Below are 13,571 nucleotides of genomic sequence, written 5' to 3'. Positions count from 1 at the left end.
CAGATGACGACCATTGACGCCAGTCCGCTACGCGGCGCCGAGCGGCCGAGCCCTCGCCGGCAGGAGGTCGCCACCAGGATCAAGGAGTACATCCTGCGCAACCGCCTCAAGCCGGGCAATCTCCTGCCCACCGAGACGGAGCTGTGCGAGGCGGTCGGCGCCAGCCGCTCCAGCGTCCGCGAGGCCGTCAAGATCCTCTCCGCGCTCGACATCGTCGAGGTGCGCCACGGCCACGGCACGTTCGTCGGCCGGATGTCCCTCAACGCCCTGGTGGAGAGCCTGACGTTCCGAGGGCTGCTCAGCGGCGAGGACGACCACCACGTACTGGCCCAGGTCGTCGACATCCGGCAGACGCTGGAGCAGGGGCTGGCGGCCACCGTCATCGACGCCCTGGACGAGGAACACCGGTCGGAGCTGTCCGCGCTCGCCGACGAGATGCGCAGCCGGGCGGCACAGGGCGAGGACTTCCTCGACGTCGACCGGGCCTTCCACCTGAAGCTGATGGAGCCACTCGGCAACGACCTGCTGGTCCAGCTGACCGAGGCGTTCTGGCAGGTGCAGGCCATCGTCGCGCCGACCCTGCGCACCGAGCCGGAGGACCGGGTCATCACCGCCCAGCGGCACCAGGCCATCGTGGCCGCCCTCACCGCCGGGGACGCGGCGGCGCTGCGCTCGGCCATCGCCGAGCACTACGCGCCCATCCGGGCGAGCATCGCCCGCGCCGCCCAGGCCTGACCCGGCGACCGGACACCGGCAGGCCGCCGGCGGCCCGGCCGGCCTGCGCGCGCCCTTTGTGCACGGTCCACATCGTCGGATTCCTTGACGGGTCCCATCGATCGGCTTAGCGTACGTACCCAACATCGGACGTCCGACGTCTGACGCTGTCGCTCCGATCCTCACCCCCGTCCGGAAGGAATCCCCCGTGCCCCCTGTCCGTGCGATACCACGCCGGGTGACCGCCGGCCTGGCCGTCCTCCTCGGCCTGCTGACGGTGCTCCCCGCCACCCCGGCCCAGGCCGCCCCCGCCGACGTGAGCGCCACCGTCGGCGCCGACTGCACCACCGGCCGGCTGCTCCTGCTTCTGGACAACCGCAGCACCACGGCACAGACGTACACAGTCACCTGGCCCGGCCGGTCCGGCTCGCCCTGGACCCGCACCGTCGCGGCCGGCAGCGGCGCCGAGCTGTACTGGACGCTGTCCCCCGGCACGCCGTACACGCTGCGCACGACGACCCCGACCGGCCTGGACGAGACCACCTCCGGCCTCTTCCACTGCGGCACCGGCATGTCCGCGCTCACCAGCTTCGACTGCACCAACGGCCGCCTCCAGCTCGCGCTGGAGAACCGCACCACGACCGCCCGGGACTTCACCGTCACGTGGCCCGGACGCACCGGCTCGCCGTGGACCCGCACCATCGCCGCTGGCGGCAACTACCTGCACTACTGGACCGTCGGCGCCGGCGCCCCGTACACGCTGCGGGTCACCGCCCCCGGCTTCGACACCACGCTGCGCGGCACCACCTCCTGCGACCTGGCCACCGGCACCCCGCAGATGACCAGCACCACGCTGCTCACCACGCAGACCGTGATCCGCGACCTCAACGGCACGGGCGGCCGGTACGACGGCACCGTCGCCTCGGTCCGCATCCCCGGCCTGGCCGTCACCAACAACGGCACCGTCATCGCCGTGGCCGACGCCCGGGTGAACGGCTCGTACGACCTCGGCGGCGGCACCAACAACATCCAGATCGTGATGATCCGCAGCACCGACGGCGGCCGCACCTTCGAGCAGCCCCGGGTCATCCACGCCCCGCCCACCACCAGCGAGGGCGTCGGCGACCCCAGCCTGCTCGTGGACCGCGCCACCGGCGTCGTCTACTGCTTCTTCACCTACTCCCCCCGGCCCGGCATCAGCTTCTGGTCCGGCGGCTCCGGCCTGAACACCGCCGACGACCCGAACAGCATGCACCTGCGCTACATCACCAGCCGGGACAACGGCGCCACCTGGAGCGCGCCCGTCGAGCTGAACCCGGCCGTCAAGGACCCCACCTGGCGGCAGGTGTTCTTCTCCTCCGGCCACGGCATCCAGACGAGCACCGGCCGTCTGATCCAGCCGATCGCCTACCGGGACTCGGCCGGCACCAGCCACGCCGCGAACATCTACAGCGACGACCACGGCGCGACCTGGCGCCGTGGCGGATCCGCCGGCGGGAACATCAACGAGAGCAAGGCGATCGAGCGCGGCACCGGCGCGATCGTGCAGAACATGCGGCACAACTCGACCCGCAGCCGCTTCTACGCCACCTCCACCGACGGCGCCGCGACGTTCGGCGCGGCCACGGCCAGCACGCTGCTGACCGACCCGCTGTGCAACGCCGACGAGATGTCCTACCTGCGGCCGTCCGAGGTCGGCGCGAACCGGGCGCCGGTGCGGACCCGCACGGCCTTGTTCAGCAACAACGCGCACCCGAGCGCGCGCAACGACCTCACCGTACGGCTGTCCACCGACGACGGCGCGAGCTGGCCGGCGCGGGCACTGGTCAAGCCCGGCGGCGCCGGCTACTCGACGATGGCGGTGCTGGCCGACGGCACGGTCGGCAACCTGTACGAGGTGGGCGACACCGGCGGCATCTACTTCGCCCGGTTCAGCCTCGGCTGGGTGAAGGGCGCCTGAGAGCCGTGTCCCGCCCGGACAGCGGCGTCCGGGCGGGACACGGTCAGCGCTGCCAGCGCACCACGCCGCCGACCACGGTCAGCGCCACTGTCAGGTCCCGCAGTCGCGCCGGCTCCACCCGGTACGGGTCGGTGGGCAGCGCGATGAAGTCGGCGAGCATGCCGGGGCGCAGCCGCCCCTTCAGGTGCTCCTCGTAGGAGGCGTACGCGCCGGCCCCGGTGAAGCAGCGCAGCGCCGTGTCCAGGTCGAGCCGCTCGTGCGGGTCGACGCCGCCGGGCGGGGTCCCGTCGGGCTGCTGCCGGGTCACCGCGGCGTGCACGCCGAAGAACGGGTCGGGGTCCTCCACCGGGGCGTCCGACCCGAACGCCACGACGGCCCCGGCGTCGAGCAGGCTGCGCCAGGCGTACGAGGCGAGGTCCCGGCCGGCGAGCATCCGGCTGGTCAGCGGAATGTCGCTGGTGCAGTGGGTGGGCTGCATCGAGGCGATCACCCCGGAGCGGGCGAGCAACGGCACGTCCTCGGGCAGCAGGTGCTGCGTGTGCTCGATCCGGTGCCGCAGCCGCGCCGCCGGGCCGGGCCCGGCCGAATCGCGCCAGCGCGCGTACGCCCGCAGCACCATCCGGTTCGCCGCGTCGCCGATGGCGTGCGCCGCCACCGCGATGCCGGCCCCGGCGGCGGTGGCCAGCAGCCGCTCGAACTCCTCGGCCGGGGTGACGGCGATGCCGTGGTTGCCGGGCTCGCCGTCGTACGGCTCGCTCATCAGGCAGGTGTGCGAGCCGAGCGCGCCGTCGGTGAAGATCTTCACCGGGCCGGTGCTCAGCCACCGGTCCCCGTCGCCGGTGGCCCAGCCGCTGTCGATCGCCTCGTCCAGCGCCGTGGCCGGGATCGTCTTGTGCACCCGCAGCGGCAGCTCGCCCCGGGCGTACAGCGTCTCGTAGGCGGCGCGGGCGTCCTGCCCGTCCAGGTCGTGGATGCCGGTCAGGCCGGCGGCGAGCAGCCGGGGCAGGTGGGCGCGCAACTGCGCGACCAGGTCACCGGCGTGCGGGGAGCGCACCACCGCCCAGGACGCGTCGGCGGCCGCCTCGCGCAGGATGCCGGTCGGCTCACCGTGCTCGTCGCGTGCGATCTGCCCGCCGGGCGGGTCGGGGGTGGCGGCGTCGATGCCGAGGCGGGCCAGCGCGGCGCTGTTCACCCAGATGGTGTGGCCGTCGACGCTGGGCAGCGCGGCCGGGCGGTCCGGGCAGACCCGGTCCAGGTCGGTACGGGTCGGCTGCACCGGCCGGGTCCACCTGTTGCTGTCCCACCCGCCACCGAACAGCCAGGCGTACGGCGGCAGCGTGGCGGCGTGCCGCGCGATCCGGGCCAGCGCCTCGTCGAGGCTCGACGTGCCGCGCAGGTCCACCTGGTCCAGCCCGCGTACGTAGGACGCGGCGTGGATGTGACTGTCGATCAGCCCGGGCAGCACGGCCATCCCGCCGAGGTCGATCCGGCGCGCGCCGCCGCCGGCCCGGTCCCGGCACTCGGCGAGGTCGCCGACGGCGACGATCCGCTCGCCGCGGACCAGCATCGCCTCGGCGTGCGGGCGGGCCGGGTCGAGCGTGTGGATGCGGGCGTTCTCGTAGACCGTGCCGCTCATGGGCTCCCTGCCTCGACGCTGGGGCGGAGTCTCAGGACGTGCGGGCCGGCGACGTGTCCTGCGGCTCGCCGGCCCGGTCCGCCCGGATCCGGTCGATGTCGCCGGCCAACTCGTCGGTGATCAGCAGGTCCCGTCGGATGTCGTCGTGCGGATACGCGGTCCGCCCGACCATGTGCGCGGCGACCGGGGCGGTGGCGAGCTGGAACAGGCCCACCAGGACCAGCGTGGTGATGTCCACCCCGGTACGCAGCCGCAACGCGCAGCCGAGCAGCACCAGCAGCAGCCCGAGCACCTGCGGCTTGGCCGCCGCGTGCATCCGCGACAGCACGTCCGGGAAGCGGATCAGCGCGATGCCGGCGGCCAGGCAGAGCAGGGCGCCCGCGACCAGGCAGACGCCGGCGACGGTGTCCAGGATCGTGTCGAGCGTCATTTCGGGTTTCTCCGAGCCGCGAAGCGGGCGACGCTCACCGAGCCGACGAACCCGACCAGGGCGAGGACCACGAGCACCGGCAGCGCGGTGGCGTCCCGGCTGTACGCGGCCTCGGTGGCGATGGCCGCGCCGACGACGGCGAGCAGCACGTCGGTGGCGACGGCCCGGTCGAGGATCGACGGCCCACGGATGATGCGGACGAGGGTGAGCCCACCGGCCGCGACGAGCAGCGCGGTGACGATCACGGCGACGACGGTCACGTCGGTGCTCCTTCCAGCTCGACCGACCCGGACGGGCCGGTGGGTGCGGATCGACGGATCAGGTCCAGTTCCTCGGCCGAGCCGACGGCGGCGACGATGCGCCCCTCCAGTTCCAGCACGCTCTGCCGGAAGCGCTCCACCTCGTCGAGGCTGCGGATGCCGATGACGTGCACGTAGAGGGTGCCGGTACGCCGGTCGGCCTCCAGGATCAGGCTGCCCGGCACCAGCGACAGGGCTTCGGCGTTGAGGGTGAGGTTGAGGTCGGTGTTCACCCGCAGGGGCACCGCGATGATCGCCGAGTGCGGGTGTCTGGACCGGACGGCCAGCCAGGCGATCTGGACCGACGCGACAACCAGGTCGCGCAGGAAGCGGGCCAGGAATCTCAGCAGCGGCACCGGCCGGATCCGGCCGGCGAAGGTCACCGGGGGCAGCGGGAAGACCACGAGCAACACGGCGGCGACCACCAGTCCGCTTATCACGTTCGCCCAGCTGAAGGTGCCCCACAGCAGCACCCAGACGGTGACCAGGCCGGTCACGGCGATCGCGCGGTTGCGCCAGCGGTCGCGGGGGGTCAGCGGCGCTTTCGGCTGACTGGTCACGGCGGTCCCTCCGGGAACACGGCCTCCACGTACGGGGCACGGCGCAGCAGGTCGTCGGCGGCGTCGGTGCTGATCTCGAACAGCGGCCCGGCCACCACTGTCAGCGCCAGACCGAGCACCACCAGGGCGGCGGTCGGCACCGTCATCAGCCGGGGCAGCACGGCCCCGGCCGGCGAGGCGCCCTCGTGCGGCTGCTCGGCGCCGTCGGTTCGGGCGGCCCGGTCGGCGTCACCGGCCTCCGGCATGTCCGGGTGCGGCGCCCGCCAGAACGCCAGGTTCCACACCCGGGCGATGGCGTAGAGGGTGAGCAGGCTGGTCAGCAGCCCGCCCGCGACGAGCGCCCAGGCCAGGAACCCGCCGTCGTCCACCCCGGCCTGCACGAGGCCGAGCTTGCCCAGGAACCCGGAGAACGGTGGGATGCCGGCCAGGTTGAGCGCCGGTACGAAGAACAGCAACGCCAGCAGCGGTGACAGCCGGGCCAGCCCGCCGAGCCGGTCCAGCGCGGTGCTGCCGCCGCGTCGTTCGACCAGGCCGGCGGCGAGGAACAGCGTGGTCTGGATGGTGATGTGGTGCACCACGTAGAAGATCGCCGCGGACAGGCCGAGCGGGGTGGTCAGGCCGACCCCGAACAGCATGTAGCCGATGTGGCTGACCAGCGTGAACGACAGCAGTCGTTTGATGTCCGACTGCGCCACCGCGCCGAGGATGCCGACCACCATGGTCAACGCCGCTATCACCATGAGCAGGTCGGCGGTGCGTCCGCCGGGGAACAGCAGCGTCTCGGTCCGGATGATCGCGTACACGCCGACCTTGGTGAGCAGGCCGGCGAAGACCGCAGTCACCGGCGCGGGCGCGGTCGGGTAGCTGTCCGGCAACCACGCCGACAGCGGGAACACCGCCGCCTTGATCCCGAACGCGAGCAGCAGCATGCCCTGCAGGACCAGGCGCATGTCGTCGGGCAGCGCGTCCAGGCGGTCGGCGAGCTGGGCCAGGTTCAGCGTGCCGGTGGCGGAGTAGACCAGGCCGATCGCCACCAGGAAGATCAGCGACGAGAGCAGGCTGACCACGACGTACGTGGTGCCGGCCCGGATCCGCGTCTCGGTGCTGCCGAGCGTCAGCAGCACGTAGCTGGCCACCAGCAGGATCTCGAAGCCGACGTAGAGGTTGAACAGGTCGCCGGAGAGGAAGGCGTTGCACACGCCGGCGGTCAGCACCAGATAGGTCGGGTGGTAGACCGACAGCGGCGTCTCCTCGTTGCCGTCGGCCATGCCCTGCCCGATGGAGTAGACGAGCACGCACAGGGTGACCGAGGCGGACACCACGAGCATCAACGCGGCGAGCTGGTCGGCGACGAGCACGATGCCCATCGGCGCGACCCAGCCGCCCACCTCGACCACGAGCGGGCCGTCCAGCGACGACTGGACCAGGAGCAGTGCCGCCACGGCGACGGTGGCGGCGAGCACGACGATGCTGACCCAGCGCTGGGCGCGGGCCCGCCGGGCGGCCAGCAGCGTGAGGGCCGCGCCGAGCAGCGGCATCACCACCGGCAGCGGGACGAGCCAGGTCATCGGCCGCCCTCCGCCTCGGCCAGGACCCGAGCCTCGGGGCTGCCGTCCGCGGGGCCGCCGTCCGCGGTGTCGGCGTCGGCGGTGCCGGGGCCCTCGTCCCGGTCGGCCAGTTCCATGATCCGGCGGTCCTCGACGTCGTCCTGCACCTCGTCGTGGCCGTTGAGGTGCCAGCTGCGGTAGGCCAGGGCCAGCAGGAAGGCGGTCATGCCGAGCGTGATCACGATCGCGGTCAGCACCATGGCCTGCGGCAGCGGGTCGGCCATGTCCTCCTGGGCGGAGGTGCCGACGATCGGCGGGCCGCCGGCCCGGCCGCCGGTGAGCAGCAGCAGGTTCACGCCGTTGCCGAGCAGGATGACCCCCATCAGGACGCGGGTGAGGCTGCGTTCCAGCAGCAGCGTGACCCCGGTGGCGAACAGGACGCCGATCACCAGGATGTAGACCAGGTTGGGAATGTTCGGGCTCATACCAGCTCCTCTTCCCGTACGCCGGCCGGCTCGGTCTCCTGCTCGTCGTCCTCCTCCTGGCGGTCCATCTCGGCGCCCAGGCTGCGCAGGATGTCCAGCACCAGGCCGACCACGATGAGGTAGACGCCCACGTCGAAGAAGACGGACGTGACGAAGTGGACGTGGCCCAGCAGCGGCAGGTGGAAGTCGAGCGTCGCGCTCTGCAGGAACTCGCCGCCCAGCAGCATCGCGGCGACGCCGGTGCCGACCGCGACGAACAGTCCCGCGCCGAGCACGAAGCCGGCGTCCACCGGTGCGGCGCCGTTGAGTTCGGTACGCCCGCCCGCCAGATACCGCACCGCGAGCCCGAGACCGGCGACCAGCCCGGCGGCGAACCCGCCACCCGGCGCGTTGTGGCCGGAGAAGAGCAGGTAGATGGAGAACAGCAGGATGGCGTGGAAGAGCAGCCGGGTGACGACCTGGAGGATCACCGACTGCTGCCGGGACGTCGCGCCGCTGGTGAGCCAGCGCGGGCGCGACGACTGCTGCCGGCCGACGCCGGGGATGCCGCTGCGCAGGTCCAGGGCGCGGGTGCCGCGGAAGATCAGGCTGGCCACACCGGTGGCGGCCACCACCAGCACCGCGATCTCGCCCATCGTGTCCCAGGCCCGGATGTCGACGAGCGTCACGTTGACGACGTTCTTGCCGCCGCCGTAGGAGACCGCCTCGTCCGGGAAGCCGACCGAGATCGGCGTGGCCACCCGGCTGCCCGCCGCGACGTACGCCATGCCGGCGGTGACCACGCCGACGGCCACGCCGAGCGCCACGCGGAACTGCCGGGTGGCGCGGATCGGGCGGGCCGAGAACCGGCGCGGCAGGCGGCGCAGCACCAGCACGAACATCACGATCGTGACGGTCTCCACCAGGAACTGGGTGAGCGCCAGGTCCGGCGCGCCGTGCAGGATGAACAGCAGCGCCGTGCCGTAGCCGGTCACCCCGACCAGGATCATGGCGGTCAGCCGACGGCGGGCGCGCGCGGCGACCAGCGCGGCGACCACGACGACAGCGCCCGCGACGGCCTGCAACGGGGTGTCCCAGAGCTGGAACCGCTGCGCCCAGGGAATGCCGGCCAGCACCGCCCCGCCCGGCAGGATCACCAGCACCAGCAGGATGACGCCGAGGTAGAACGGCAGCGATCCGCGCTGGGTGGCGCCGGTGAGCTCCACCGCCGCGCGGTCGACGGCGCCCGCCAGCCGGTCGTAGCCGGTGGCGCCGTCGAACGGCAGCCGGGCGAGGTACGGGCGGCGGCGCTGCAGCAGCAGGAACAGCGCGACGCCGCCGGTGACGGCCAGCGCCGACAGGCCGAGCGCCGGCGTCAGGCCGTGCCACAGCGCGAGGTGGTAGCCGGGGTCGGCGGTCGGGAACTGGTCGGCGTACGGGGCGAGCACCCGGTCCACCGCCGGGGCGGCGATCCCGACCACGAGGCCGGCGAGGGCGAGCACCGCCGCCGGGCCGAGGAAGGCCGGCTCGATCCGTTCGACAGGGGTGTCGGGCACGTCGGGCTTGGCGGCGAACGCGCCCCAGAGGAAACGCAACGTGTACGCGACGGTGAGCGCCGAACCGGCCACCACCCCGGCGAGCACCAGCAGCTCGACCGGCCCGCCGTGCAGGAACGCCTCCAGCGCTGCCTCTTTGGCCACGAATCCGAACAGCGGCGGCAGCCCGGCCATGGACGCGGCGGCGAGCCCGGCGACCGCCGCGAGCACCGGCGCACGGCGGCCCAGCCCACTCAGCTCGCGCAGGTCCCGGGTGCCGGTGACGTGGTCGACGACGCCGACGACGAGGAAGAGGGTGGCTTTGAACAGGGCGTGCGCCAGCAGCATCGCGGCGCCGGCCAGCGCGGTGTCGCGGGTGCCCGCGCCGAGGATCACCATGAGCAGGCCGAGCTGGCTGACCGTGCCGTACGCCAGCAGCAGCTTGAGGTCGACCTGCCGCAGCGCCGTCCAGCCGCCGAGGAACAGCGTGATCAGGCCGCCGCCGAGCAGGAAGGCGCGCCACACGGTGGCCTGGCCGACCGCCGGGCCCATCAGCGCGGCCAGGAACACGCCCGCCTTGACCATGGCGGCGGCGTGCAGGTAGGCGCTGACCGGCGTGGGCGCGGCCATCGCGCGCGGCAGCCAGAAGCTGAACGGGAAGATCGCCGACTTGCTCGTCACGCCGAGCAGGACGAGCACCAGCGCGGCGGTGAGGTATCCGCCCTCCGGCAGGTTCCCGGCGATCTCGGACCACCGGTACGAGCCGGCGTGCTGGCCGAGCATGACGAACCCGGCGAGCATCGCCAGGCCGCCCAGCGTGGTCACGAGCAGCGCCTGCATCGCGGCGCGCCGGCTGGCCCGCTTGGTGGGGTCGCTGCCGATCAGCAGGTACGAGAAGACCGTGGTCAGTTCCCAGAACACGTACAGCAGCAGCAGGTCGTCGGAGACCACCAGGCCGAGCATCGCGCCGGCGAACGCGACGAACACCGCGGCGAACCGGCCGAGGCTCGGGTCGTCGGAGCGGAAGTAGCGTGCGCTGTAGACGAGCACGAGGGCGCCGACGCCGCCGACGAGCAGCACCAGCAGCCAGGACAGCGTGCCCATCCGCAGCGCGAGGTCGAGGCCGAGCTGCGGCACCCAGGTGACCGTCTCGACGACCGGCCGGCCCGAGCGCACCTGCCCGGTCCAGGTCAGGGCCCAGACCAGCGCCGCGGCGGGAACGGCAGCCAGCAGGTAGAGAGCGCGTCGACCGAGTAGGCGTACCAGCACGGGGGCGATCACGGCTGCGAGCGCATGGACCGCCACCAGAACCAGCACACACACTCCTCAAGATCGACCTGCGGTACGTCAACCCTAACGGGCGACACGGCGCGACGGTATGTCGAGAGAATCACGCGCTCGTGTCGTGTCGCCCGGGCCCATCACCGGGTAAGGAGTGAGGTTGGGTCTCGGCCGGTACGGCGGGGGCCCCGATAGGGTGGTGGGCGTGCTGCCGATGCGAGCCGCCCTGGCGGGCACCACCGGGAACGCGGTGCTGATGGGTGTCGCCGAGGTCGGCACCCCGATCGGCTGGGTGCTGCTGCCCGGCCTGCTCGGCGTCTCGGCCCGGCCCCGGGTGGCGGCACTGGTGTCGGCGTGGGCGGGCGTGCTGGTGGTGGCGTCGGTCCTCGTACCGGTGATCCCCGGCCACCGCAGCGACCCGCAGGCGCTGCTCGCCTCCACGCTCAGCCTGACCGCTGTGCCCCTGCTGGCGTGGGCCCGCCGACGGACCCGGACCGCGTCGGTGACGCGCGCCGCCGGGCCGCCGGACGTCGCGGTCTTCACCGTGCCGGCCGGCTCGGGAAGCGCCGCGCTGGCGGTCTGCGGCTCGCCCGGCGAGATCGGCGCCGCCGTCCCGCTGCGCGGCGGCGGGCTTCTCGCCCTGGTCGGCACCGTCACCGGCGCCGCGCTGGACACGCCCGCCGGGCGGCGGGCGATCGAGCAGACGTTCCGCCGGCACGCCCGGCCGGCAGCGTCGCCGCAGCGCCTCGCCGGCGTGCTCGACCAGGCGGTACGCGACCTCGCCCCGGCGGGTCACCTGCGCGCCACGATCGTGCGTGTGGACCGGTCCGGCGCGGTGGAGGCGGCGCGCTGCGGCTCGCCCGACCTGATCACCGTCGCCGCAGACCGGGCCGCCCTCGCCGGAGTGCCGGCCGGTCCGGCGCTCGGGTCCACTCGACCGGCCGGGTCCCCTGCCCGGGCCGGCTCTGCTGCCCGGGCCGGGTCCACTGCCCGGGCCGGGTCCGCGTCACCGGGCGGGGGCGCGACGCCGGCGCCGGTCACCGGCCGTCGGGTCGCCGTGGTCGCCGCCGCGTTCGCCGACGCGCACGGCGAGCGCTGGGTGCGCGTACTCGATCAGGTGGCGGCCGACGACGACCCGGCGGGGGCGGCGCGGCGCCTGACCCGCGGCCCCCGGGGTGGGCGGCGGACCGGTCCGGCGCTCGTGGTCGACCCGGGCCCGCCGTCGCGGGCATGACGCCGGGCGCGCCCGCTCCCGGACGGACCGCGCGGGCCGGTCGCGCCCGACGGCGCCGGACCCCCGGCCTACGCTGGGCGCAGTGGGCCGGCATCGGGTGCCGGCCCGGCACGGGGAGACCGCGATGACCGACAACGTCCGCCGGCCGGCGCCGGCCGCGGGCGGCGAGGACGAGCAGTGGCTGGCCGAGGTGGCCCGGGCGGCGAGCGCCGACGCCGGTGGCGTACCCGTGGAACTGCTCGGCGACTACCTGCGGCTGCTGACCGACGCGGCGGTGACCGGCCGCCGTCCGCGCCGCGCCGAACTCGACGCGGTGGGCGCCCTCGGCCGGCGCGCGGCCGAGCAGGGGGTGTCCGCCGGACGCGCGGTACGCCTCTACCTGTCCGCGGCGCGGCGGGTGTGGCGGCAGTTTCCGCACCTGGACCGCTCCGACGACAGCGAGGCGGTGCGCGCCGCCGCCGACGCCGTGCTGCAGGTGGTCGACACCGCCGTGGCCACGCTCGCCGAGGGCTACGCCGTGGCCCGGCGGGAACTGGTCCGGCGGGAGGAGTCGCTGCGCCGGGAACTCGTCGACGACCTGCTGCGCGGCGACTCCGACCTCGGCGGGCTGGTGGAACGGGCCGAGCCCTTCGGGCTCGACCTCGCCCGCGTACACCAGGTGGCGCTCGCCGCGCCCGGTCGCCGCCTGCCGGACACGGAGGCGGCGATCAGCGCGCTGGAACGGGCCGTGTTCGACCGGCTGGGCGACCGGGACGTGCTGGTGGCCACGAAGGAGGGGCTGCTCGTGGTGATCGCCCCGGCCGACCCGGTCGCCACCGACCGGGGCCGCGGGCCGGCCGGCAACCTGGGCACGCTGATGCACGGCGAGCTGGACCGCCTGGTGCGGGGCCGGCCGTGGCAGGTGGCGGTGGGCCGCCCGCACCCCGGCGTGTACGGCATCGCCCGCTCCTACGAGGAGGCGCGGGAGGCGCTGACCACGGCGCGGCGGCTGCACTCCGAGACGTCCGTGATCGACGCGCACGACCTGCTCATCTACCGCGTGCTGCTGCGCGACCAGCCGGCCATGGTGGACCTCGTCCGGGCGGTGCTGACGCCACTGGCCCAGGCGCGCGGCGGCGCCGAGCCGCTGCTGGACACGCTGAACGAGTACTTCGCCTGCGGCGAGGTGAGCACCGAGGCGGCCCGGCGGCTGCACGTCTCCGTCCGCACCGTCACCTACCGGCTGGCCCGCGTCCGGGCACTGAGCGGGTACGACCCCGCCGACGCGCGGGACCGGTTCACGTTGCACGCCGCCGTCCTCGGCGCGCGGGCGCTGGACTGGCCGCGCAAGCCGCTGCCGGCGTGACGCTCAGGCCGCTGCCGGCGTGACGCTCAGGCGGGAACGGCCACCAGTTCCGGGAAGCCGAGCAGGTTCGCCAGGGCCGACGCCTCGTCGCGGGTGAGGCTGAGCGCCACCATCCGGTCCGGGTCGTCCGGGTCGTCGTGGACGATGTCGCGCCGGCCGCCGGTCTGGTAGTCGATCACTCCGATGCGGCGGCCCTCGTCGGTGGTCAGCGTGTGCCGGACCCCGATGCCGGGGAGGATCGTGCGTTTGATGATCACGTCAACCTCCTCGGGTCAACCATAGCTCCGGGGGGTGCCCGGACCGGTTGTCCAGTGACCGGCAATCATTCGGCCCTTTGTTGGCCGGTCGTGCGCAATGCCGAGCGCCGCATTCCGGGCGAAGCTGGAGGTCCGAGGCGGTACCCGAGTAGCGAGGAGGTGGTGACCATGACCCGCACGTCGATGGCTTCACCACCGGTGTTCGCCGGTTTCGTCGCGTCCCGGTCCGCGAGCGGCGACCCGCGGCGCGCCTGAGCCCCGGCCGCCGGTGCCGTCGAGCGAATCCGCCGCCCGTCCCCGGCCACGCCC

At 74.0% G+C, this 13,571-nt stretch carries 13 protein-coding genes; 4 read left to right on the top strand and 9 right to left on the bottom strand.

Annotated elements, in window-relative coordinates; all coding sequences use genetic code 11:
* The first annotated feature begins 3 nt into the window (after positions 1 to 3).
* Positions 4 to 735, top strand: coding sequence for a FadR/GntR family transcriptional regulator (locus tag BAW75_RS22195; protein WP_104114786.1), 732 nt, complete (start codon positions 4 to 6; stop codon positions 733 to 735).
* A 187-nt stretch (positions 736 to 922) separates the two neighbouring features.
* Positions 923 to 2,674, top strand: a complete 1,752-nt coding sequence (locus BAW75_RS22190) for an exo-alpha-sialidase (RefSeq protein WP_146074886.1) — start codon at positions 923 to 925, stop codon at positions 2,672 to 2,674.
* A 43-nt stretch (positions 2,675 to 2,717) separates the two neighbouring features.
* On the opposite strand, the gene BAW75_RS22185 is transcribed toward BAW75_RS22190, so the two are convergent.
* From BAW75_RS22185 to BAW75_RS22155, 7 genes are read right to left on the bottom strand one after another with little or no spacing between them, the layout of a single operon-like run.
* Entirely contained in the window at positions 2,718 to 4,310 is a 1,593-nt protein-coding gene (locus BAW75_RS22185; protein WP_104114784.1) for an amidohydrolase, read from the bottom strand.
* A 31-nt stretch (positions 4,311 to 4,341) separates the two neighbouring features.
* The gene (gene mnhG / locus BAW75_RS22180) at positions 4,342 to 4,740 is read right to left on the bottom strand and encodes a monovalent cation/H(+) antiporter subunit G (protein ID WP_069090130.1); all 399 of its coding nucleotides are present in this window, start codon (positions 4,738 to 4,740) and stop codon (positions 4,342 to 4,344) included.
* Positions 4,737 to 5,000 (bottom strand): monovalent cation/H+ antiporter complex subunit F, encoded by a 264-nt coding sequence (locus BAW75_RS22175; protein WP_104114783.1) that lies wholly within the window; start codon positions 4,998 to 5,000, stop codon positions 4,737 to 4,739. Before BAW75_RS22175 ends, mnhG begins: the two co-directional genes overlap by 4 nt.
* Positions 4,997 to 5,599: a Na+/H+ antiporter subunit E gene (locus tag BAW75_RS22170; RefSeq protein WP_064446268.1), complete on the bottom strand. Its 603-nt coding sequence runs from the start codon at positions 5,597 to 5,599 to the stop codon at positions 4,997 to 4,999. Before BAW75_RS22170 ends, BAW75_RS22175 begins: the two co-directional genes overlap by 4 nt.
* Positions 5,596 to 7,167, bottom strand: coding sequence for a Na+/H+ antiporter subunit D (locus BAW75_RS22165; protein ID WP_104114782.1), 1,572 nt, complete (start codon positions 7,165 to 7,167; stop codon positions 5,596 to 5,598). Before BAW75_RS22165 ends, BAW75_RS22170 begins: the two co-directional genes overlap by 4 nt.
* Positions 7,164 to 7,631, bottom strand: coding sequence for a Na(+)/H(+) antiporter subunit C (locus BAW75_RS22160; protein WP_104114781.1), 468 nt, complete (start codon positions 7,629 to 7,631; stop codon positions 7,164 to 7,166). The genes BAW75_RS22165 and BAW75_RS22160 overlap by 4 nt, the downstream gene beginning before the upstream one ends.
* Entirely contained in the window at positions 7,628 to 10,462 is a 2,835-nt protein-coding gene (locus BAW75_RS22155) for a Na+/H+ antiporter subunit A (protein ID WP_104114780.1), read from the bottom strand. Before BAW75_RS22155 ends, BAW75_RS22160 begins: the two co-directional genes overlap by 4 nt.
* A 178-nt stretch (positions 10,463 to 10,640) precedes the next feature.
* Here BAW75_RS22155 and BAW75_RS22150 point away from each other — a divergent pair, with 178 nt between their 5' ends.
* Both BAW75_RS22150 and BAW75_RS22145 read left to right on the top strand, forming a co-directional pair.
* Positions 10,641 to 11,660, top strand: coding sequence for a SpoIIE family protein phosphatase (locus BAW75_RS22150; protein WP_104114803.1), 1,020 nt, complete (start codon positions 10,641 to 10,643; stop codon positions 11,658 to 11,660).
* Positions 11,661 to 11,784: 124 nt separating this feature from the next.
* Positions 11,785 to 13,005 (top strand): PucR family transcriptional regulator, encoded by a 1,221-nt coding sequence (locus BAW75_RS22145; RefSeq protein WP_064446529.1) that lies wholly within the window; start codon positions 11,785 to 11,787, stop codon positions 13,003 to 13,005.
* 26 nt (positions 13,006 to 13,031) lie between these two features.
* Here the strand turns inward: BAW75_RS22145 and BAW75_RS22140 are convergent, their stop codons facing one another.
* Positions 13,032 to 13,262 (bottom strand): cation:proton antiporter regulatory subunit, encoded by a 231-nt coding sequence (locus BAW75_RS22140; protein WP_104114779.1) that lies wholly within the window; start codon positions 13,260 to 13,262, stop codon positions 13,032 to 13,034.
* 65 nt (positions 13,263 to 13,327) lie between these two features.
* On the bottom strand, positions 13,328 to 13,571 hold a 244-nt coding region (locus BAW75_RS32645), incomplete at its 5' end, for a hypothetical protein (RefSeq protein WP_208635292.1).

This window comes from Micromonospora chalcea (assembly GCF_002926165.1).
Lineage (GTDB): Bacteria > Actinomycetota > Actinomycetes > Mycobacteriales > Micromonosporaceae > Micromonospora > Micromonospora chalcea.
Note: the sequence above shows the minus strand (reverse complement) of the source record. Positions and strands in the feature narration are given on the sequence as shown.